Here is a 22,474-nt window from a genome sequence, read left to right on the forward strand (position 1 = left end):
TGTTCAAGCCATGCAAACACCGCTTACTTCGGTTGAGATCTGCGCTGGGGCTGGAGGCCAGGCGCTCGGGTTGGAGGCTGCCGGTTTTATTCACCGTGCGGTAGTCGAGCTCGATGGTCATGCTGTCAGTACTCTTCGTGCGAACCGGCCAGCTTGGAATATTGTTCATGGTGATGTACTAGATTTCGACATTTCCCCTTTTGCGGATGACCTCGATCTGCTGGCAGGGGGAGTTCCATGTCCGCCCTTCTCGATTGCTGGTAAACAGCTTGGGCAAGATGACGAGAGAGATTTGTTCCCGAGGGCGCTCGAGCTGACCGCGCAGTCGCGTCCAAAGGCGCTCATGCTGGAGAATGTCCGCGGGTTAGCGCAGCCTAGATTTGCGCGATATAGAAATGAGCTGGTCGCTGAGCTGGAAGAGCTGGGTTACCGCACCTTCTGGGAGGTTGTTACCGCAGCAGATTTTGGAGTCCCCCAACTGCGGCCTCGCTTCGTTCTGGTTGCTTTGAGGGAACCATATGCGGACTACTTTGCCTGGCCTGAACCTCTAGACACGCGAGTAACCGTTGGTGAGGCGCTTCATTCGCTTATGGCTGAGAATGGGTGGCCGGGTGCCGATGCATGGGCAAAGCGGGCAAACGATATTGGACCGACGCTCGTTGGTGGCTCGAAGAAACATGGTGGTCCAGATGTGGGTCCATCACGCGCCCGTGAAGGGTGGAAGAGGCTCGGTGTGAGGGGTACAAGCATTGCGCATGAGGCGCCAGGGCCGGATTTCCCGGTTGGGCATGGTGCGGAAATGCCACGGCTAACTGTACGTATGGGCGCTGTGATTCAAGGATTCCCTTCTGAGTGGAAATGGGAAGGTGGCAAGACCGCAGCGTGGAAGCAAGTAGGCAATGCCTTTCCGCCGCCAGTGGCACATGCGATTGGTGATCGCATTGTGGCGGCTTTGCGGCAGGATCCGTTGAGCGGAATGGTTCCGGCGGAGCCGGTGGTTCCAGAAATGAGTCTCTTGGAGGGAGCAGGGCTGTGAGTCACTCTGAATCGCTAATAACTCGGGCTCGTAAAGAGCTGCATCGAGAGTTAATTGATGAAGGCGTTTTGACCATTGCTGACGCAGCAAAAGGGAGGATTGCTTCAAATGCGGACAGTAGTAGTAATGCGTCTCGAGAAACTGCGCTTCATCTAGCTGATCAGCTAGGTGCGAGCGTTGCCCGTAAGAAGGCGGGACAGTCTATGGGTGCAGACTTCGAACGTGCGGTGGCTAAGTTTATCAAGAAGACTTTTACGCACATGCAGTCGGTGCGTCCGGGAACATGGGAGGTTCAGAATGTTGGAAGCTCTCGACGGCGCGAACATCTGTTCCTCTGTGAGCCGTACTCTCACTTGGCAGATCTAGCCGAATTGGTGCGCAGGTATCCGGAATTGGGGGCTGCCCTCGGAAATAGCTATTCGATCTCTCCTGACATCTTGGTTCTGCGTGAGCCCGTGACAGATGACGAGTTTAATGAGGGAGAGTTTCTGGTAGACGGTAATTCTGGTTTGGGTTCTCCTGTGAGGGCAAGTAATCGGGAGAATCCTGCCAAGATTGTCCATGCTGTTGTGTCGTGCAAGTGGACGATGCGGAGCGATCGAGCGCAGAACACCCGTGCGGAAGCTCTGAACCTGATTGAGCACAGGAAGGCGCGTGCTCCGCATATTGTTGCGGTGACGGGGGAGCCGTTGGTAACAAGAATCGCCAGCCTGGCTTTAGGTACTGGGGATATTGATATGACCTACCACTTCGCGCTACCAGAGCTCAAGAAAGCAGTGGAAGCTGTTGGTAATGACGACACTTGCGAGCTGTTGCATACGCTAATTGCAGGAGACCGTCTTCGGGACATCTCTGATCTTCCATTGGATATGTCTGTCTAACCATTCGAGTGCTTACCTCTTCTTTTTAGGGGTGGGGTAGTGGGGAAGGGGCTACCACACCCATTGTTTGAAAATGGTTGCCACTTCACTATAGTCCTTAATGAAAACTAGACTCATTGTGTTTTAAAGGACTTAATCTGGTGCGCACATCACCCCTCGCGGCTCTCTCAGCCGCCCTCCTCGTAGGCTTCGCAGCCTTCCTCGGCATCGGCAACCTCAGCTCGCAAACCCTACCTGAGGCAAAGGCCGATTCTGTCACCCTGAATCAAGGGCATATTGACGCCTTCCACGTCACCTCCTCGGGCAAAGGTAACCTCAAACTGGATCTGACCGAGGATGCCACCGGTTCCCACGTGGCCCACGATCCGAACAACGTCACCTTGGAAGTTGGGGCGCACGCCTACGAACCTCGCACCAAAGATGTGGCGGAGGTCGGTGTGCCGACCTACTTCCTGCCTCAGACCCAAGAGGAGGATCTGATTTGGCCGGGCTGGGACACTCAGGGCGTCGCACCGCACTACCAGGGCGTAAAGATCAACTTCAATCGCGTGTGCGGTCCGGGCCGAGTGTTCATGTGGGGCCAGGCCTTCAACGGCGGCGCCACCCCGTTGCTCTCCGACGGGGTAGAAGTCAAGTCCGGCAACAGCATCAACCAGGCTAACCCCAGCCACGTCCACGCCAACTGGGGCTTCGAGCGCCCCGGCCGCTACTCCATGCAGGTGCAGGCCACCGCTGACGGTGCTGAATCGGAAGTGAAGACCTACACCTGGGTCGTCGGTAAGTCCGACCAGGATTCCAACGCCGACGAACCCGCCGAGGGTGCCACCCCGTGCGGAAGCGAGGATGCAGGCGCCGGGGCATCGGACAACTCGAACAGCGGTGGTAACGCAAGCGGCGGCGCTACCGGCGGTGGTTCCGCCGGCGCCGGCACTGGGAACAAGGCCGGTTCCGCGAGCGCCGGTGCTACAGGCAAGTCGAGCCCGGCAGGAAAGTCCAGCTCTTCCAGCAGCACTGCCAGCTCCACCGGCTCCGCGGGCACGCAAGGCTCGGCCACCTGCAAGAAGGGCGAGCCCGCCCTCCGCCCGCAGATCAAGGACGACCGCCAGCAGCCACCGAAGTGGACCAACCCCAGCGCGCTGAACTTCGGCCTCGGCTCCGCGGCGAAGACCAACCTTCCGCAGGCATTGGGCCCTGTTGGAGCCGGCACCGCCTGGATGATTGGTGCGACCCAGTCCAACGGAGTGCCGTGGGTGGGCGTAAACACCATGCACCCTGACCTGCTGGCAAATACTCAGGGGGATGTCACCTTCAAGCTGACGTCCTTCAGCGGACCGGGCAGCATGTACGTCTTCGAACAAGGCAACCTGGGCCAGGTTGTGGGCAAGGAATGGTTCAAGGCCAGCGGCGGGAATGCATCCGGTGCCCACGTGGTGCCGCGCAACTCGCACGTGCACCCGAACTGGGTGTTCTCTAAGCCCGGCACGTACAAGGTTGGCATCACCCAGATCGCCACCACCAAGCAGGGCAAGAAGATCAGCGCGCCCGCCACGCTGACGTTCACCGTCGGTGGCAGCGGCAACGCTAACAGTGGCCACTTCGATTTCGGTGCGAGTGTCACCACTGACGGCGACTGTGCCTCCGGTGCAGCTGACGGTTCCGGCGCAGCAGGTGCGGGCGGAAGCGCGGCCGGTGGGGATGCCGGCGCTGCATCCGGCGCCGACGGCTCTCTCGCTGATACCGGATCGACCTCTGCGATGCTGGCTCTGGCCATTGCGGGCGCGGGTCTGATCGCGCTCGGCGCAGGCGTGGTCTACATGCTGCGCACGAACTCTCTGTCCGCCGATTCGGTGGCGTCTCTTCGTTCGATGACGCCCCCTCGGTCCCCGGGCGCAAAGTCTTAGGGATGGGCCACGCAGCTTCAACGCGGCGGAGGTTTACCAAGTCCCTGTGCGCGAATATCAGCACGATGCTGCTCGCAGTGAGCCTAGCCGGCTGTGCTGCAGCTGGCGGCGCGAGCTTGCCCAGCAGGGATGACGGCATCACGGATGTCGTAGCCTCCACGCCCATCATTGCCGACCTCGCCCGCCACGTCGCGGGCGACGCCGCCCGCGTGACCGCCCTGATCCCGAACACCGCTGACCCGCACACCTACGAGCTCACCCTGCGGGATGTTCGCAACCTCGCAAACGCGGACATCGCGTTCAACAACGGGCTTCTGCTGGAGCAGCAGTCGGTGCTGCGCACCATGGATAACGGAGTGCTGCCCGGCACGGAGGTCGTGGCCCTGGCCGATGTGGCCGCCAACCAAGGCGCCACCGTCATCCCGTTGGTGGAGAACATGGCGCTCGATACCGTCTGGTTGGGCCTGCGCGCCCAGGGGATCGGCGCCCGGCACGGCGGCTCCGCGCACTCCGAAGTCCACCTCAGCGTGACTGACGTGGAAGGGCCAGGTGATGCGGCGGCATACATCACCGGCACCTTCGGCCAGCCGGAGATCTTCTTCAACTCCCGCGATGGCTTCGATGCCTCCCGCGGGTACGAGGGTGATACGGCTACGCTGCCGGTCGACGCACACACCCACATGAGCTGGTCCTTTTCCAAGCCCGGCACGTACACCCTGCACTTGAGCGCATCCCTGGTGCCGGACGAGGGAAAACCTCCAGAGCACATCGCGGACCAGACCGTGCGTTTCAATGTGGGCACGGAAGACGGGGCGTCAAAAAAGATAGACAGTGGGCACTACGACATTGCGGTAAACGCCGACGACAACAGCATCAACCTCGTCGGCGACGGTGGCACCTTCGACCCCAAGAATGCCGTGGTCAGCGTGCCTAACCAGACGCTGCAGCCGATCCCGGGCGACCCGAACTTCCGCTTCCTCGGCTCGGCGGGCGACGAGACCTACCTTTTGCCCCAAGCAGTGCTAGGCAAGCACGTCCACGGCGAGCTCGACCCGCACCTGTGGCACAACGCGAAGAACGCGATGGCGTATGTGAAGGTCATTCGCGACAAGCTCATCGCCGTAGATCCCGAGCACGCCGCTGATTACCAGCAGAACGCGCGAACCTACCTGGACGAGCTCGACCGCCTTGACCGGGAGATCAAGCGCCAGGTCCGCAGTATTCCCGAGGCTCGCCGGCACTTGGTGACGGCTCATGACGGCTACGCCTATTTTGCTGACGCCTACGGCCTGGATGTCGCCGGTTTCGTCACCCCGAACCCAGAGATCGAGCCGAGCACACGGGACCTCGTCAGCCTGACCCGCACCCTGGAAAACCTGCAGGTTCCGGCGGTCTTCATCGAGCCGACGATGGCGGGGCGTACGCGCGAGTTACAACAGATCGCCGACCGGCTGGGCGTGAGTGTGTGCCAGATCCGCAGCGACACCCTGGACGAGACAGCGCCGACATATGTGGACCTGATGCGGACAAATGCCGAATCGATGGCGGACTGCCTAAGTGGCGCATAGAACTCTGGCGCGCAGGGGAACGACGTTTTCAGGAACAAGAGAAGAACAGAACAACCGAAGAACAAAAGTAAAGGATCAAACAGAACATGCGAAACACACGGATCAGGAAGTCCTGTCTAGCTCCCGCGGCCGCCGCACTGCTGGCCGGGGGAGTAGTAGTGGCGGGAGTGCCGGTGGCCCCGCCGGTCGCAGTGGCGCAGGCACAGGAGCCAGCACAAGGCCAGGCACAAGACCCGGCGCTACAGCAGACCGTGACGGACAAAGAGCAGCACGCTCCCGCGGGAACCTCGCACGTGTTTACCCGCGGCCACGCGGACCTCGGCATGCGCCTGGACGGCGGCGAGCTGGACGTGCAGCTGCGCGACGATGCGGAGGAAAAGCCCATCTGGCGCGTGCTGGACGATGTGGTCTTCGATGTCTCCGACAAGGCCAAGCAGCAACTCCCCGCCGATGGTGGATACGAGTTCACCGGTGCGCAGCCCGGCCAGGAGGTATGGGTCCTGCCACAGACCGAGGTGCAGGGCGTGCCGTGGCTGGGCTGGAACACGCAGTCTCCGGCACTGATCGCCCAAGCCAACCGTGGCGTGACCATGGAGTACCTGGGCCACCAGGGCCCTGGCCAGATGAGCATGTTCTTGCAGGCCGGCGGCTTTGAACAGCCCCAGGAGCTGTGGAACTCCGCGCAGCCCACCCCTCAGGACCTGTGGGTGGATCTGAACACGCACACCCACGCCAACTGGGTATTCACTGAGCCAGGAGTGCACCGAGTGGCCATGGGTGTGCGGGTGAAGTTGAAGGACGGTTCCGAGAAGACCACCACGAAGGTGCTGAACTTTGCCGTGGGAGTGGATCCTTCCGAGGCGCAGAACTCCAGCTGGGAGGGTGAGCTGCCGAAGGCAGGTGCTGCCGGTTCTTCTGGTGACGCCAACAGTTCCAACCCCAACAATTCCGCCAACGCCGCAGATGCGAATGCCAACAGCTCCGGCGAAGGCTCCGATGGAGGCAACTCCGCGCTGCCGTGGATCCTGGGCGGAATTGGCGTGGTGGTCGTTGCACTGCTGGCCTTCGGTTTCCTCTCCCTGCGCAAGGGCGCCAAGGAGCGCAAGCGGATCGAGGATGAACTGTGGGGTCAGCTGAAGTGACCGCACTGCAGATCGCGGATCTGAGTGTCCGGCTGTCCGGGCGCCAGATCCTGACCGATGTGAACCTCGAGGCGCACCCCGGTGAGCTAATAGGGCTACTCGGCCCCAACGGAGCAGGCAAGACCACCCTGATGCGCAGCATCTTGGGGCTCATCCCGCGGACCAAGGGAAGTGTCAAGGCCGCGAGCGTGGGCTATGTTCCCCAGCGCCACGAGTTCGCGTGGGACTATCCCATCGACGTTCGCCACACCGTGCTGAACGGTCGCGCGGGGCTGATTGGTCCGTTCCGTCGGTCGCGCCGGGCAGACTTTGCGGCCACTGCGCATGCGTTAAAGCGCGTGAACCTGCAGCACTTGGCGGACCGTCCCATCGGTCAGCTCTCCGGTGGGCAGCGCCAGCGCGTGCTGGTGGCGCGCGCCCTGGCAGTGGAGCCCACGCTGCTGTTGCTGGACGAGCCTTTCACTGGCATGGATTTCCCCAGTATCGAGTCTCTGGTGGAGATCCTGCAGTCCCTGGCAGCCGATGGCATGAGCATCCTGATGGTGACCCACGATCTGGCGCAGGCGGTGCACGTCTGTGATCGTGTGGTGCTGCTGAACGGTCGCGTGGTCGCCGACGGCGCCCCGGACCAGCTGCAGAACCCCGAACCGTGGATGGAGACTTTCGACGTTCGCCCGGATTCGCCGCTGTTGCGGGGAGTGGGGTTGGTATCGTGATTTCCTTTTCCCAGTTCCTCGCCGACCTGACGAACCCCGCCCTGGCCTTCCTGCCGAAGGCACTGCTGGTGGCTGTTCTCTCCGCCCTGGTATGCGGTGTGATCGGCACCCACGTGGTATTGCGCGGCATGGCGTTCATCGGCGATGCGGTCGCGCATGCCGTGTTCCCGGGCCTGGCCATTGCCTTCGCCTTGCAGTTCTCCGTGATCGCCGGTGGGGCGTTGGCCGGCGCCGTGGTGGCCCTTCTGATCGCCCTATTTTCTCAGCGTAGGCGTGTGAAGGAAGACACGATCATCGGCATTTTCTTCGCCGCCGCCTTCGCCTTGGGCTTGGTGGTGATCTCGAAGGTTCAGGGCTATACAGCCAGCCTGAATAGCTTCCTTTTCGGCTCGATCACGGGCGTATCCAATTCCGACATCATCTTCAGCGCTGTCGTCGGCGCGGTCGTGATCCTGGCCGTGGCGGCGCTGCACAAGGAGATCGTGGCGGTTTCCGTCGACCGCGAAACCGCCGCTGCCATGGGCATCCGTGTACTGCTGATCGACGTGGTCCTTTACCTCGCCGTCACCGCCGCCGTGGTGATGTCTGTTCGCACCGTCGGCAACATTCTGGTGCTCGCGCTGCTGATCACTCCGGCCGCCGCCGCGCGACTCTGGACCGACCGACTGGTCGTGATGATGGCTCTGAGCGCCGTGATCGGCATGGTCGGTTCCTTCCTCGGCGTGTACGTGTCTTGGGCGATCGATGTGCCTACGGGCGCCACGATCGTCCTGGTCCTCACCGTTGTTTTCCTCTTTTCTTTCTTTGTGGCGACGCCCATTCGCGCCGCCCGGCAATCCAACAACCCCTCACAGGTGGTAGCTACTGATGCATAAAAAAGATGAACTCTTTCAGCAGCTGGCCAAGCGGCAGTTGGCTGAGCTTAAACTGCTTAAGCAGCTCAAACACAGCCAGAATAGGGCCGATCGGATGATGTGGGCTGCCAAGTCCACCCTGGCGGTATTGGGTGTGCTGGTGCTAACGGTGGTGGCGGGCGCCTGGAATGCGGCGTCACCACTTAGCAGCGACCACCGCTCCGCCGAGGTGTTGCAGCGAGCGCAAGCAACGCCGACAGGGCATCAGCCCGGAACGACTAGCGACGGACCGACCGTCGGCAAGGACGTTAAGGATCCGGCAACCGGGAAAGCTCACGTGTGTGCGGGCAGAAAACTGCTGTACAACGCGCACGTGGATGCGGTGTACGGCACCTATAACAAGGGCAAGCCCGACGTGATGGTCGTCGATGGGCAGCAGCCCGTGCCCGCCGATGACGTCTGTCTGCGACTGGCGCCCGACGCGATTGATGGCAAGGAAGCCTCCCGCATCAAGGTGCCGAACAAGAAGGCGCTGTCCTTCCTAGGCAAGCCCGGCACGGTGCTGTGGCATGCCCCGCAGAACGCGGACTTCACTAACCAATGGCGCCCGATCTGGGCGGGCCTGGGTGCTTTTGACCCGGCACACGAGATCGAGGTGCCAAAGGATTTCGCCGAGCCAAATCTCCATTTCCATATGAAGAAGTTCTCCGGCCCCGGCGACATGGAGGTTTTCTTCCACAACTCCGGTACGCCTACCCCGGAGCGTGTGCTGTCCACCAAGGACGGTTTGAAGGACTACGACTATGAGGTCGGCGGTCACGGACACTTCGGTTGGACCTTCTCTAAGCCGGGGCTGTATCAGCTGACGATGCAGTGGGACGTCAAGAAGAAGGACGGCTCTACCGTCAAGTCCGCAGCGCGCACCATCAACTGGCTGGTCGGTAGCGATAAGCAGGTGGGGCTGCCGGAGGGCACGACCACTGGGTTGAACGAGATCAAGAGTCCGATCGCGCCGCTGGAGCCGGGCAATCCTGGTGATCAAGATCAACCTGAAGAGCCCGAGCAACCCGAGCAACCCGAGCAACCTGGAGACCCTGAGCAGCCCGAAGACCCCGAGCAGCCAGGCGAGAATGAAACGCCAGGCGAAAACGAGACGCCGGGTGACGAGGAAGATCCGAGCGATGGCACCGACAAGCCAGCGCCGACGTGCGAAGCCCCTGAGGAAATCTCCGACGACGTGGTCCGTAGCGAGGTCAACGATGCCTTCGGTGAAGGGCAGGGGACAGAGCGCGCCGTGATTCCCAAGGGCCACATGGACATGGGCGTGGGAACCTTGGACGAATCTGACGCGGATCCGCACACCTTTCTGAAGGACGGATCCGATCCCGCGAATGTGCAGGAGCGCGAGTCCGGCAGCTTCATTTTCCTGGTCAACAGCCCGAAGGCCAAGGTTGGAGTCCCGCAGGATTACCAGGAGGAACTGGGGGAGACCGCATACGCACTTCCGCAGGCACAGCGGGAGAACCCGAACGTCCCGTGGCTGGGCTTTTCCACCGAGCACCTGAACTCGGCTAAGCAGGGCGTGGACGTGACCATCAAGGACTTTGAAGGTCCCGGTCGCATGGTGACTCTGTCGGACAATGGGTTGGGTAGTGTCAGCCTGCGTCTGGATTCCGAGCACCGTGAGCACAAGGTCAGCTATGCGGTTGGGGCGCACGACCATCAGCAGTTCCTCTTCACCAAGCCGGGCGCGTACCGCGTAGTCTTCCGCTACCAGGGCACTGCTGTGGACGGCAAGAAGTTCGATAAGGAGCTGGAGACCTTCTTCGTCATCAAGGATTCGTGCGGGGCCGATACGGGCAGTGGGAAGTCTGGCCTGGAGGAACTCCAGGAGTTTCAGAAGCACCTAGACAGCGAAAACGCGAAGCTTGGCAAGTACATGGACGAGATCGTCGGTGGCATCGAGGCGCTGCGCGGAAACCGCAAGGCACAGCAGAATCCTTCCACCGGGGCGGCTGGTGGTGCCGGCACCGGAGATTCCTCGGCGGCCGGCGCCGCTAGCAACAACTCTGCCGGCAAGAGTTCTGGTGCAGCACCCTCCGGTACCAGCGCCGCATCGGATAACCACGGCACGGCTAGTGGAGCCGAATCCACGGGGGCTGGTTCCAGTGGTTCTGCCGGCTCGAGTAGCTCCGACAGTTCATCTGGGTCTGCCGGCGGCGCTGCGTTAGCAAATGGTGGCGCTTCTGCTGGCGCCGCGGATGCAGGTTCTGCTGGCACAGCGGACGGAGCTTCTGCTGGTGCTGCGGTCGCAGACGGTGGCGAAGTAGAAGCCGAGGCCGAGGCTGTGGAAGGCGAAGCAGGCGGTGCCGGTGGCATCCATCGCATCAACGCCGCCCAAGGGCAGCAGAATGCAGACGGGGCCGCAAACACGAATGATGCGCAGAACGTAGACACCGAGAAAACTGCCGTAGAATCCTTCGTGGATTCCCTCACTGGCGGTGGCTGGACGACCGGCTTCCTACTGGGGCTCGGCCTGATGGGGCTACTCGGCGGAGCCTTGCTCTTCTTTGTTGCGGCCCGCAACATGCAGCGTGCCCATACCCTGCAACTGCTGCAGGCCTACCGGGAAATCAGTCGCGACCGTGCTGAGCAAGCCTATGCAGAGGGCATCGCAGACGAAGAGGTTTGGGACGGTGAGGAGTCTCGCTAAGCTCGCCGCCCCGGCAGCCGGAACTCGCCCATCATAGGAAGCACCACTCCGCGCTTCAGCGGATGGGCGGCGCGGTAAGTAGCCGGGCCGTCTTCTCCCGGTTCCAGGGCCTCCAGAATCAGATCGACCACACGCGGCGAGTACAGCATCGCCAGGTGGCCGGATAGATCCAGCGGGTTGTTGTCCTGCACGCTCAAGTTGCGCACCCGCGCGCCCTCCCCGGCGACCATCACCTGCTTCAAACGAGGAGTGGCAATACCGTCGTACTTCGCGGTGATCATCGTGTAGTCCACGCCCGGGGTGGTATCCCCATCGCGGTTCAGGTGTTCACCAAACTCGCTGCCGAAGCGCTGGTCGATCGCTGCGCCACCCAGGAACTTCTCCAGGAACCCCGCGAGCTTGTTATTCGGGTCGATTTTGTCGCCCAGGGTCGAGATGCCGGACAGGGTGGTGCCGTGGTGCGCAGGGCCCACGCCCACCAGGCGATCCACCTTGTTGCGCGCCACATCCGCCCGGTCGGCGCCGCCGGAATCGGAAAGGTACAGCCGCGCCTGCGCCACGCCCTGCGAGTGGCCGACCAGGTTCACCTTCTTCGCGCCCGTGCGCTCGATCACCTCGTCGATGAAGGCCGCAACCTCCTTCTGGGAGGTGCGCAGGAAGTTGTTGGCGTACACGCCCGGGGCCTTGCCCGTGAAGGCGGAGCGATCCTTGCCGTAGTTCACGGCGAACACCGGGTGACCTGCCGCAATGAGGTGCTTGGCCACGTAGTCCCACGTGTTATATGCGTTGAGCCACGTACCGTGGATCAGCACCGTCGGTGTCTTGCCTTCTAGCGGTGTGTCGAACTTATTGACGCCCTCCGGCAGTGGATTGTCGCGTCGCAGGCTGGATAGGAACTTCGGGATGAATGCGTCCATGAACCCCAAGGCTAATCAAATCCGCAGCCCCAGTTTTGGAAACGAAATAATTTCTCGCGCAGGGTGGCGTCAGAAAGAAAAACAGCGATTTGGAGGAAGGGGAGGCAGGGGTGTAACCTCCTTCGAGGAAGTTTGACTAGATCAACAACGAGATCAGCAACGTCAAGTTTTCACCGAAGACCGTCGGTCATCACCGTCCGCGCGAACCTTAACAGGGGAGAGTGGGCAGGAGATTGAAGGATCATCGTCATAGATGACGGCCCACGCAGGTAACACGATTAGACGTTCGGATCGGATTCCAGCCCTAGAAAGCCGGGGATCCTACGAATGCGCCTTGTGCTTCTTGCGTAAAACGCCGGAAACGCGAGGCGCTTTGTCGTTTATGTACAGTGTTGCCCTTCAACAATGATCGTCGGTGGACGTACTGCAAAAACGTACACCGTAAACATCAGGAAGGAGGCGAGAGTATGGCTAATCCGAAGAACACCGCTTCGCTGGAAGAGCTCAAGGCACGCTTCGAGCAGGCACAGTCCACTCTGTTGACCGAGTACCGTGGCCTGTCCGTGGCTGAGACCACCGAGCTGCGTCGCGCACTGGGTTCGGACGTTACCTACTCCGTCGCCAAGAACACCATGATCAAGCTGGCTGCACGCGAAGCTGGCATTGAGCTTGATGAGTCCCTGCTGACCGGTCCTACCGCAATCGCATTCGTCAACGGCGAGGCCGTGGACGCTGCGAAGGCCATGAAGGACTTCGGCAAGGATCACAAGAACTTCGTGATCAAGGGTGGCTACATGGACGGTGCCACGATTGATGCCGCTCAGGTTGAGGCAATCGCCGAGCTGGACAATCGCGAAACCACGCTGGCCAAGCTGGCCGGTGCCATGCAGGGTTCCTTGGCAAAGGCCGCAGGCCTGTTCAACGCACCAGCATCCCAGGTGGCACGCCTGGCCGCTGCACTGCAGGAGAAGAAGGAACAGTAAGTTCCCTCCGCTCATACATAAGACATAAAACACTTTGCCGGCCGGGTCGCCAACACTTTCCGGCCCACCGGCGCAACTACGAAAGGATGCCATCATGGCTAAGCTCACCAAGGACGAGCTCATCGAGGCTTTCAAGGAAATGACCCTCATCGAACTGTCTGAGTTCGTTAAGGAATTCGAAGAGGTCTTCGACGTCACCGCTGCTGCTCCGGTTGCTGCCGTTGCTGCTGCTCCGGGCGCTGAGGGCGGCGCTGCTGCTGAGGAGAAGGACGAGTTCGACGTCGTTCTGGAGGACGCAGGCGCTAAGAAGATCGGCGTTATTAAGGTTGTCCGCGAGATCGTCTCCGGCCTGGGCCTGAAGGAGGCTAAGGAGCTGGTTGAGGGTGCTCCGAAGGCTATCCTGGAGGGTGCTTCCAAGGATGACGCTGAGGCTGCTAAGACCAAGCTGGAAGAGGCTGGCGCAAAGGTCTCCCTCAAGTAAGCTCGCCTTACTTTCCGCGCTTCGGCCTGGCGCCGAATGCGCAGCCAAATCAAAGCCGCTGGGAATCACGTTCCGTGATTTCCGGCGGTTTTTTGTTGTCTTGCTACGCTTAAGTGACCAATATCGAATCGTGTGCCCAGCCCTCCGGGCGTACGGGTAGCTAAAACTGATCTAAATGCAGATGGTGGCAGAGAAGTGACGAATAATAAGGGCTCCGGCAAAGGCCTCTACATCCTGGGTGCGCTCGGTGCACTGATTGGCGTAGCGCTGATCACTGTGGGCGTCATGCTCCCAAAGGTTGTATCGAACGACAAGGCCGTGCCTCTAGACCTGGCCGCGACAACGCTTACATTGAACGACCCCGCCGCGGTGATCGGTCCGAACTACCAAGGGCTTGACGGTAAAGAGGATGTGAAGGCGCCGGTCAACCGCCAGTTCAAGATCACGCTCGAGGAGCCCGCCACCGACGATGAAGCCAGCGCGCGCGTCGGTGTGACCACCGCTCGCACGGACGTGGAGGACGACCTGGAATCGCTGCTGGACGCACAGGTCTGGAGCTTTACCGTGGATCGCCGAACAGGCGAGGCGAAGGGGGATGCGAAGGTCTCGGACACTCCCGCTACCCCGGCCACCGACGGCGAGATCGCCGGTTATTGGGCCAAGTTCCCTCAGGGCACTGAGCAGCGCTCTTATGACTATTTCGATATGACGCTACGTCGCGCACTGCCTGCGGAGTTCACCGGTACTCGCAATGTCACCACCGCTGACGGGCGCGAGCACGAGCTGTACGTCTTCCGTCAGGAGATCCCGGCAACCTCCGTGGCCAAGGAGTACGCGGGAGTGCGCAACACCATCACCGTTGAAGGGGAGGACGGCAAGCCGCAGCGCGCCCAGTTGTTCCACGAAGGTTGGCGCGAGCTGACGGTAGAGCCGAAGTCCGGCCTTCTGGTGAGTGTGGAAGAGAACGTGAAGGACACGTACCGGGATGGCTCCGGTAAGGACGTGCAGAACCTGCTGCAGTTCCACGGCAAGACTCCGCAGCGGGTGACGCAGTCCATGCTGGATCAGGCCATGGAAGTTAGCGGGCAGCGCCACACCGATAAATGGGGGGTTGCATTGATTGTCGCGGGTGTTATTGTGGCAGCAGCATCCGTGGTGTTGGTTCTGTGGCGGCGCGCTAAGCGTAGGGCGGAGCGCCGGAATGAACGCCGGGCAGAGAAGCAGCCTGAGAGACCGGCAGAGGAAGCCTAGACATTCGCGCAGCGATGCTATAGGATAGTTCGTTGCGCTGGATTTGATTTGTTGAGCTATCGGCTACAACGAAACGACTACAAAGCTACGCAGAAGTGATGTGAAGACATTACACATGAAGCAGACTTTGCCAAACGAGCCAAAAAGGCCATTTGACAAGGTCGTTTAGTCGTTTCTGCGTGGGGATAGTTTGGCAGGGAAAATCCAACTAAATCGACCATCACGAGACCGTACACACACAATCACGATCGCACACTACAGCTCCACCACGTAGTGTCGACCGATGTTGTGCTGGAAGGACCCATCTTGGCAGTCTCCCGCCAGACCAGCTCAGTGGCCGGAATTCCCGGAGCTCCGCAGCGACACAGCTTTGCGAAGATCGACTCTCCGATCGAGGTTCCAGGCCTTCTTGACCTCCAACGAGAGTCCTTCGCTTGGCTCGTTGGCACGCCTGAGTGGCGTGCCCGCGCCCAAGCAGAGGCAGGGGAGGATGTCCGCATCATGAGCGGACTCGAGGAGATTCTCGAGGAGCTCTCTCCGATCGAGGACTACTCCGAGAACATGTCCCTCACCCTGTCCGAGCCCCGCTTCGATGACGTGAAGTCCACCATCGACGAGGCGAAGGATAAGGACATCAACTACGCGGCACCGCTGTACGTGACCGCGGAATTCACCAACTCCATGTCTGGTGAGATCAAGTCCCAGACGGTCTTCATCGGTGACTTCCCGATGATGACCGACAAGGGCACGTTCATCATCAACGGCACCGAGCGTGTCGTTGTTTCCCAGCTCGTCCGTTCCCCGGGCGTGTACTTCGATGCTTCCATCGACGCATCTACCGAACGCCCCCTGCACTCCGTGAAGGTGATCCCTTCCCGCGGTGCATGGCTGGAGTTCGACGTGGATAAGCGCGACACCGTCGGCGTGCGCATCGACCGCAAGCGCCGCCAGCCGGTCACCGTGCTGCTGAAGGCCCTGGGCCTGACCACGCAGGAGATCACCGACCGTTTCGGCTTCTCCGAGCTGATGATGTCCACCCTCGAAAAGGACGGCGTGGACAACACCGATGAGGCTCTGCTGGAGATCTACCGCAAGCAGCGCCCGGGCGAGTCCCCGACGCGCGACTCCGCGCAGGCTCTGCTGGAGAACTCCTTCTTCAAGGCGAAGCGCTACGACCTGGCTAAGGTCGGCCGCTACAAGGTCAACCGCAAGCTGGGCCTGGGTGGCGATACCGATGGCGTGATGACCCTCACGGAAGAGGACATCCTGACCACCATCGAGTACCTGGTGCGCCTGCACGCCGGTGAGAAGTCCATGACCTCCCCGGACGGCACCGAAGTCCCGATCGATACCGACGACATCGACCACTTCGGCAACCGTCGTCTGCGTACCGTCGGCGAGCTGATCCAGAACCAGGTTCGCGTGGGTCTGTCCCGCATGGAGCGTGTTGTGCGTGAGCGCATGACCACCCAGGATGCGGAGTCCATCACCCCGACCTCCCTGATCAACGTTCGCCCGGTCTCCGCGGCTATCCGCGAGTTCTTCGGCACCTCCCAGCTGTCGCAGTTCCTGGACCAGAACAACTCCCTGTCCGGTCTGACCCACAAGCGCCGCCTGTCCGCGCTGGGTCCGGGCGGTCTGTCCCGTGAGCGCGCCGGCCTGGAGGTCCGCGACGTTCACCCGTCTCACTACGGCCGCATGTGCCCGATTGAGACTCCTGAGGGTCCGAACATTGGTCTGATCGGCTCCCTTTCCTCCTATGCTCGCGTGAACCCGTTCGGCTTCATCGAGACCCCGTACCGCAAGGTTGTGGACGGACAGATCACCGACGAGGTCTACTACTTCACCGCGGACGAAGAGGATCGCCACGTGATTGCTCAGGCGAACACCCCGTTCGATGAGAATCACCGGTTCACCGAGGAGCGCATTGAGGTTCGCCTGCGCGGCGGCGACGTGGAGGTCGTCCCGTACACCGAGGTGGACTACATGGACGTGTCGCCGCGACAGATGGTTTCCGTGGCAACCGCTATGATTCCGTTCCTCGAGCACGACGATGCTAACCGTGCACTGATGGGTGCCAACATGCAGCGTCAGGCTGTGCCGCTGCTGCGCTCCGAGGCTCCTTTCGTGGGCACCGGTATGGAGCTGCGCGCTGCTTATGACGCCGGCGACATGATCATCGCGCCGAAGGCAGGCGTGGTCGAGTACGTCTCCGCCGACTACATCACCGTCATGGACGACGAGGGTGTGCGCGATACCTTCATGCTGCGCAAGTTCGAGCGCACCAACCAGGGCACCTGCTACAACCAGACGCCGCTGGTGGACGAAGGCGACCGCGTTGAGGCTGGCCAGGTTCTCGCCGACGGCCCGGGTACCGACAACGGTGAGATGGCACTGGGTAAGAACCTGCTGGTTGCCTTCATGCCGTGGGAAGGCCACAACTACGAGGACGCCATCATCCTGAACCAGCGCATGGTTGAGGAGGACGTTCTGACCTCGATCCACATCGAGGAGTACGAGATTGACGCCCGCGACACCAAGCTGGGCCCGGAGGAGATCACCCGCGACATTCCTAACGTGGGCGAGGACGTCCTGGCTGACCTGGACGAACGCGGTATCGTCCGCATCGGCGCGGACGTCCGCGACGGCGACATCCTGGTCGGTAAGGTCACCCCGAAGGGTGAAACCGAGCTGACTCCGGAAGAGCGCCTGCTGCGCGCCATCTTCGGTGAGAAGGCCCGCGAGGTTCGCGATACCTCCATGAAGGTGCCGCACGGCGAGACCGGTAAGGTCATCGGCGTTCGCGTGTTCTCCCGTGAGGATGACGACGACCTGGCCGCAGGTGTGAACGAGATGGTTCGCGTCTACGTTGCCCAGAAGCGCAAGATCCAGGACGGCGATAAGCTCGCCGGCCGTCACGGCAACAAGGGTGTTGTCGGCAAGATCCTGCCGCAGGAGGACATGCCGTTCCTGCCGGACGGTACTCCGATCGACATCATCCTGAACACCCACGGCGTGCCGCGCCGTATGAACATTGGTCAGGTTCTTGAGGTGCACCTGGGCTGGCTGGCTAAGGCCGGCTGGAAGGTCGACCCGGACTCCCAGGATCCGAAGATCCAGAAGATGCTGGAGACCTTGCCGGAGGAGCTGTACGAGATTCCGGCGGACTCCCTGACCGCCACCCCAGTGTTCGACGGTGCTTCCAACGCGGAGCTGTCCGGCCTGCTGCGTTCCTCGCTGCCGAACCGCGACGGCGAGCGCCAGGTCGACGACTTCGGTAAGTCCAACCTGATCGACGGCCGCTCCGGCGAGCCCTTCCCGTACCCGGTTGCAGTGGGCTACATGTACATGCTGAAGCTGCACCACCTGGTCGACGAGAAGATCCACGCTCGTTCCACTGGTCCTTACTCCATGATTACCCAGCAGCCGCTGGGTGGTAAGGCACAGTTCGGTGGCCAGCGCTTCGGTGAGATGGAGGTGTGGGCAATGCAGGCATACGGTGCCGCCTACACCCTGCAGGAGCTCCTGACCATCAAGTCCGACGACGTGGTTGGTCGTGTGAAGGTGTACGAGGCGATCGTGAAGGGCGAGAACATTCCGGATCCTGGTATCCCAGAGTCCTTCAAGGTCCTTCTGAAGGAGCTGCAGTCGCTGTGCCTGAACGTTGAGGTTCTGGCCGCCGACGGCACCCCGATGGAGCTGTCCTCCGACGATGACGATGAACTGGAGAACGCTAACGCGGCTCTGGGCATCAACCTGTCCCGTGACGAGCGTCCGGATGCTGACATGGATGTCAGCTAGGGCGTTGACGACCCTAAACATCTGACTTTCGTACATTCGCCGTATTTTCGGCGTCTGAGCCCGACAAACAACACAGCTTCAGGCGCCGTAACTACCCAAAGCCCTCCGGAAAGAGGAGGGGAAAGGAAGTCCACGTGCTGGACGTCAACTTTTTCGATGAGCTTCGCATCGGCCTAGCGACTGCGGACGACATTCGTCGCTGGTCCCGTGGCGAGGTCAAGAAGCCTGAAACCATTAACTACCGCACCCTGAAGCCGGAGAAGGACGGCCTGTTCTGCGAGCGCATTTTCGGCCCCACCCGCGACTGGGAGTGTGGCTGTGGCAAGTACAAGCGCGTGCGCTACAAGGGCATCATCTGTGAGCGCTGTGGCGTTGAGGTGACCAAGTCCAAGGTTCGCCGTGAGCGCATGGGCCACATCGAGCTGGCCGCGCCTGTTACCCACATCTGGTACTTCAAGGGCGTGCCCTCTCGCCTGGGCTACCTGCTGGACCTGGCTCCGAAGGATCTGGAAAAGATCATCTACTTCGCCGCCAACATCATCACCTCTGTGGACGAGGAGGGTCGCCACAACGACCAGTCCACCCTCGAGGCAGAGATGCTGCTGGAGAAGAAGGAAGTCGAGCAGGAGCGCGACGCGGAGCTGGCTGACCGTGCCAAGACTCTCGAGGACGACCTGGCGGAGCTCGAGGCAGCTGGTGCCAAGAACGACGCCAAGAAGAAGGTCCAGAACGCAGCCGATCGCGAGATGCGCCACATCCGCGAGCGCGCCGAGCGCGAGATTGACCGCCTGGACGAGATCTGGAACACCTTCGTCAAGCTGGCTCCGAAGCAGATGATCGTGGATGAGAACATCTACAACGAGCTGGTCGACCGTTACGAGGATTACTTCACCGGCGGCATGGGCGCAGAGGCTATCCAGACCCTGATCCGTAGCTTCGACCTCGAGGCCGAGGCCGAGTCCCTGCGCGAGGTCATCCGCGACGGCAAGGGCCAGAAGAAGCTGCGCGCTCTGAAGCGCCTGAAGGTCGTCGCCGCATTCCTGCGTTCCGGCAACGACCCGGCAGGCATGGTTCTGGACTGCATCCCGGTTATCCCGCCGGAGCTGCGTCCGATGGTGCAGCTGGACGGTGGCCGCTTTGCTACCTCCGACCTGAACGACCTGTACCGCCGCGTAATCAACCGCAACAACCGCCTGAAGCGCATGCTGGATCTCGGCGCGCCTGAGATCATCGTGAACAACGAGAAGCGCATGCTGCAGGAGTCCGTCGACGCACTGTTCGACAACGGTCGTCGCGGTCGTCCGGTTACCGGCCCGGGCAACCGTCCGCTGAAGTCCCTGTCTGATCTGCTGAAGGGTAAGCAGGGCCGCTTCCGCCAGAACCTGCTGGGTAAGCGTGTGGACTACTCCGGCCGTTCCGTGATTATCGTCGGTCCGCAGCTGAAGCTGCACCAGTGTGGTCTGCCGAAGCTGATGGCTCTGGAGCTGTTCAAGCCGTTCGTGATGAAGCGCCTGGTGGAGAAGTCCTACGCGCAGAACATCAAGTCCGCCAAGCGCATGGTGGAACGCCAGCGCCCCGAGGTGTGGGACGTGCTGGAAGAGGCCATCGCCGAGCACCCGGTGATGCTGAACCGTGCACCGACCCTGCACCGCCTGGGTATTCAGGCCTTCGAGCCGATCCTGGTTGAGGGTAAGGCCATCCAGCTGCACCCGCTGGCCTGTGAGGCCTTCAACGCGGACTTCGACGGTGACCAGATGGCTGTTCACCTACCGCTGTCCGCAGAGGCACAGGCCGAGGCTCGCATCCTGATGCTGGCCTCCAACAACATTCTGTCCCCGGCATCCGGTAAGCCGCTGGCTATGCCGCGTCTGGACATGGTGACCGGCCTGTACTACCTGACTCTGCTGAAGAAGCCGGAGGAGTTCGGCGGCCAGGGCGCCTACGCACCGGCCACCGAGGACGGTCCGGCACAGGGCGTGTACTCCTCCCTGGCCGAGGCGATCATGGCTTACGACCGTGGCGTGCTGGGCCTGCAGGCTCCGATCCACGTGCGTATCAGCCACCTGCGCCCGACCGCGGAGATCGAGGCCGAACTGTTCCCGGATGGTTGGCAGCGAGGCCAGACCTGGCTGGCGGAAACCACCCTGGGTCGCGTGCTGTTCAACGAGCTGCTGCCGTGGAACTACCCATACGTAGAGGGCGTCATGGCGAAGAAGCCACAGGCTTCCGTCATTAACGACCTCGCGGCGAAGTACCCGATGATCACCGTGGCGCAGACGGTGGACAAGCTGAAGGACGCCGGCTTCTACTGGGCAACCCGCTCCGGTGTGACCATCACCATGCATGACGTGCTGGTTCTGCCGAATAAGCAGGAAGTCCTGGATAACTACGAGGCCAAGGCCCGCGTTATCGAGAAGAAGATGGCACGCGGCAAGATCAACGAGGCAGAGCGTTACCAGTCCTTGGTTGACCTGTGGAAGGAAGCTACCGACTACGTTGGTCAGTCCGTCGAGGACCTGTACCCGGATGACAACCCGATTCCGATGATCGTGAAGTCGGGTGCTGCCGGTAACATGCGTCAGATCTGGACCCTGGCCGGCATGAAGGGCATGGTTACGAACTCGCGCGGTGAGTACATCACCCGTCCGATTAAGACCTCCTTCCGCGAGGGCCTGTCCGTGCTCGAGTACTTCAACAACTCCCACGGTTCCCGTAAGGGTCTGGCTGATACGGCACTGCGTACCGCCGACTCGGGTTACCTGACCCGTCGTCTGGTGGACGTGGCGCAGGACGTCATCGTGCGCGAGGACGACTGTGGCACCAAGCAGGGCGCTGTTGTGCCGGTGGCCGTTCCAGTTCTGGACGCCGAGGGTAAGCCGACCGGTAACTACACCGCTGCGGACTTCGTCGAAACGTCTGTTCTGGGTCGTTACCTAGCTAGTGACGCCACCGCCTCCGACGGCACCGTTATCGTCGCCGAGGGCAATGTCGTTGGCGAGGGCGAGCTGCAGGCTCTCCTCGAGGCCGGCGTGGAGGAAGTAAAGGTCCGCTCCGTGATGACCTGTGCTACCAACACCGGCGTGTGCTCCACCTGCTACGGCCGTTCCATGGCGACCGGCAAGAAGGTGGAGATCGGCGAGGCCGTTGGTATCGTCGCCGCCCAGTCCATTGGTGAGCCGGGTACCCAGCTGACGATGCGTACGTTCCACCTGGGTGGTGTCGGTGGCGACATTACTGGTGGTCTGCCGCGTGTTCAGGAGCTGTTCGAAGCTCGCGTGCCGAAGGCGAAGTCCCCGATTGCGTCGGTGGACGGCAAGGTGCGCATCGAGGACGACGACAACTTCTTCACCCTGACTATCGAGCCGGACGACGGCTCCGACGATGTGGTGTACGAGAAGCTGTCCAAGCGTCAGGGCCTGGCGACGCTGGGCACCGGTGGCGTGGAGCGCCCGATCCGCGACGGCGACCACGTGAAGATGGGCCAGCAGCTGCTGAAGGGTGCTGCGGACCCGCACGAGGTTCTGCGCGTGATGGGCCGCCGTGGCGTGCAGCAGCACCTGATCAACGAGGTCCAGAAGGTCTACCGCGATCAGGGTGTGGCCATCCACGACAAGCACATCGAGATCATCGTGCGCCAGATGCTGCGCCGCGTGACCGTCATCGACTCCGGTTCGACCGAGTTCCTGCCGGGCTCCCTGGTGGATCACGGAGACGCCGTGGCTGCTTCCAAGGAGGCCGTCAAGACCGGCGGTCGCCCGGTGGAGGTACGTGCGGAGATCATGGGTATCACGAAGGCCTCCCTGGCCACCGAGTCCTGGCTGTCCGCCGCCTCGTTCCAGGAGACCACTCGCGTGCTCACGGACGCTGCTATCAACAAGCGTTCTGACAAGCTGATCGGCCTGAAGGAGAACGTGATCATCGGTAAGCTGATCCCGGCCGGTACGGGTATTTCCCGCTACCGCAACATCAGTGTGGAGCCGACGGAGGAGGCCCGCGCAGCGGCTTACTCCCTGCCGTCCTCCTTCGGTGATGGCTTCTACGCCGACGACACTTACGGCGAGTTCACCGGCGCTGCCGTGCCGTTGGACGACATTGATCTGATGTAGTTCGGATCTGCTGCATGGTTGCCCGTAACTGGCGGGCGGCCAGCAGCCTTTAGCGGGCGCTTCCTCTTGTACAAAGGGGAGGCGTCCGCTTTTGCATGTCTACGGCATGCGGTGCTCTATGATG

General features: G+C 61.6%; 14 protein-coding genes. 13 read left to right on the forward strand and 1 reads right to left on the reverse strand.

Going from position 1 to position 22,474, the window contains the following annotated elements:
* Positions 1–10 precede the first annotated feature (10 nt).
* From L8V00_RS00875 to L8V00_RS00910, 8 genes are all read left to right on the forward strand, one after another.
* Positions 11–1,036 carry a DNA cytosine methyltransferase gene (locus tag L8V00_RS00875; protein ID WP_011274188.1) on the forward strand — a complete coding sequence of 342 codons (1,026 nt, stop codon included), beginning with the start codon at positions 11–13 and terminating at the stop codon, positions 1,034–1,036.
* On the forward strand, positions 1,033–1,917 hold the full coding sequence (locus L8V00_RS00880) for an NgoMIV family type II restriction endonuclease (protein WP_011274187.1): 885 nt from the start codon (positions 1,033–1,035) through the stop codon (positions 1,915–1,917). The genes L8V00_RS00875 and L8V00_RS00880 overlap by 4 nt, the downstream gene beginning before the upstream one ends.
* A gap of 140 nt (positions 1,918–2,057) precedes the next feature.
* Complete coding sequence (locus tag L8V00_RS00885) at positions 2,058–3,818, forward strand: TIGR03773 family transporter-associated surface protein (protein WP_269943963.1); 1,761 nt, start codon at positions 2,058–2,060, stop codon at positions 3,816–3,818.
* Between the two features lie 65 nt (positions 3,819–3,883).
* Positions 3,884–5,386 (forward strand): anchored repeat ABC transporter, substrate-binding protein, encoded by a 1,503-nt coding sequence (locus L8V00_RS00890; protein ID WP_269943964.1) that lies wholly within the window; start codon positions 3,884–3,886, stop codon positions 5,384–5,386.
* A gap of 86 nt (positions 5,387–5,472) precedes the next feature.
* Positions 5,473–6,528 (forward strand): choice-of-anchor M domain-containing protein, encoded by a 1,056-nt coding sequence (locus L8V00_RS00895; RefSeq protein ID WP_269943965.1) that lies wholly within the window; start codon positions 5,473–5,475, stop codon positions 6,526–6,528.
* Positions 6,525–7,244, forward strand: coding sequence for an anchored repeat-type ABC transporter ATP-binding subunit (locus L8V00_RS00900; protein WP_005292031.1), 720 nt, complete (start codon positions 6,525–6,527; stop codon positions 7,242–7,244). Before L8V00_RS00895 ends, L8V00_RS00900 begins: the two co-directional genes overlap by 4 nt.
* Complete coding sequence (locus tag L8V00_RS00905) at positions 7,241–8,119, forward strand: anchored repeat-type ABC transporter permease subunit (RefSeq protein ID WP_269943966.1); 879 nt, start codon at positions 7,241–7,243, stop codon at positions 8,117–8,119. The genes L8V00_RS00900 and L8V00_RS00905 overlap by 4 nt, the downstream gene beginning before the upstream one ends.
* Positions 8,112–10,811: a choice-of-anchor M domain-containing protein gene (locus L8V00_RS00910; protein WP_269943967.1), complete on the forward strand. Its 2,700-nt coding sequence runs from the start codon at positions 8,112–8,114 to the stop codon at positions 10,809–10,811. Before L8V00_RS00905 ends, L8V00_RS00910 begins: the two co-directional genes overlap by 8 nt.
* Here the strand turns inward: L8V00_RS00910 and L8V00_RS00915 are convergent.
* Positions 10,808–11,728 (reverse strand): esterase/lipase family protein, encoded by a 921-nt coding sequence (locus L8V00_RS00915; protein ID WP_035003010.1) that lies wholly within the window; start codon positions 11,726–11,728, stop codon positions 10,808–10,810. The two genes, L8V00_RS00910 and L8V00_RS00915, sit on opposite strands and share 4 nt — an antisense overlap.
* 467 nt (positions 11,729–12,195) lie before the next feature.
* On the opposite strand from L8V00_RS00915, the gene rplJ reads away from it, so the two are divergent.
* From rplJ to L8V00_RS00940, 5 genes are all read left to right on the forward strand, one after another.
* Positions 12,196–12,711: a 50S ribosomal protein L10 gene (rplJ, locus tag L8V00_RS00920; RefSeq protein WP_005292022.1), complete on the forward strand. Its 516-nt coding sequence runs from the start codon at positions 12,196–12,198 to the stop codon at positions 12,709–12,711.
* A 94-nt stretch (positions 12,712–12,805) separates the two neighbouring features.
* Positions 12,806–13,192 (forward strand): 50S ribosomal protein L7/L12, encoded by a 387-nt coding sequence (gene rplL / locus L8V00_RS00925; protein ID WP_011274179.1) that lies wholly within the window; start codon positions 12,806–12,808, stop codon positions 13,190–13,192.
* A 195-nt stretch (positions 13,193–13,387) separates the two neighbouring features.
* Positions 13,388–14,443 (forward strand): cell envelope lipid trafficking protein PgfA, encoded by a 1,056-nt coding sequence (pgfA, locus tag L8V00_RS00930; RefSeq protein ID WP_269943968.1) that lies wholly within the window; start codon positions 13,388–13,390, stop codon positions 14,441–14,443.
* Positions 14,444–14,731: 288 nt separating this feature from the next.
* Positions 14,732–18,244 (forward strand): DNA-directed RNA polymerase subunit beta, encoded by a 3,513-nt coding sequence (rpoB, locus tag L8V00_RS00935; RefSeq protein ID WP_269944068.1) that lies wholly within the window; start codon positions 14,732–14,734, stop codon positions 18,242–18,244.
* A 134-nt stretch (positions 18,245–18,378) separates the two neighbouring features.
* Positions 18,379–22,350: a DNA-directed RNA polymerase subunit beta' gene (locus L8V00_RS00940; RefSeq protein WP_269943969.1), complete on the forward strand. Its 3,972-nt coding sequence runs from the start codon at positions 18,379–18,381 to the stop codon at positions 22,348–22,350.
* Positions 22,351–22,474 lie beyond the last annotated feature (124 nt).

Origin of the sequence: Corynebacterium evansiae (assembly GCF_027570065.1) — a bacterium.
In the GTDB taxonomy this organism is placed as follows: Bacteria; Actinomycetota; Actinomycetes; order Mycobacteriales; family Mycobacteriaceae; genus Corynebacterium; species Corynebacterium evansiae.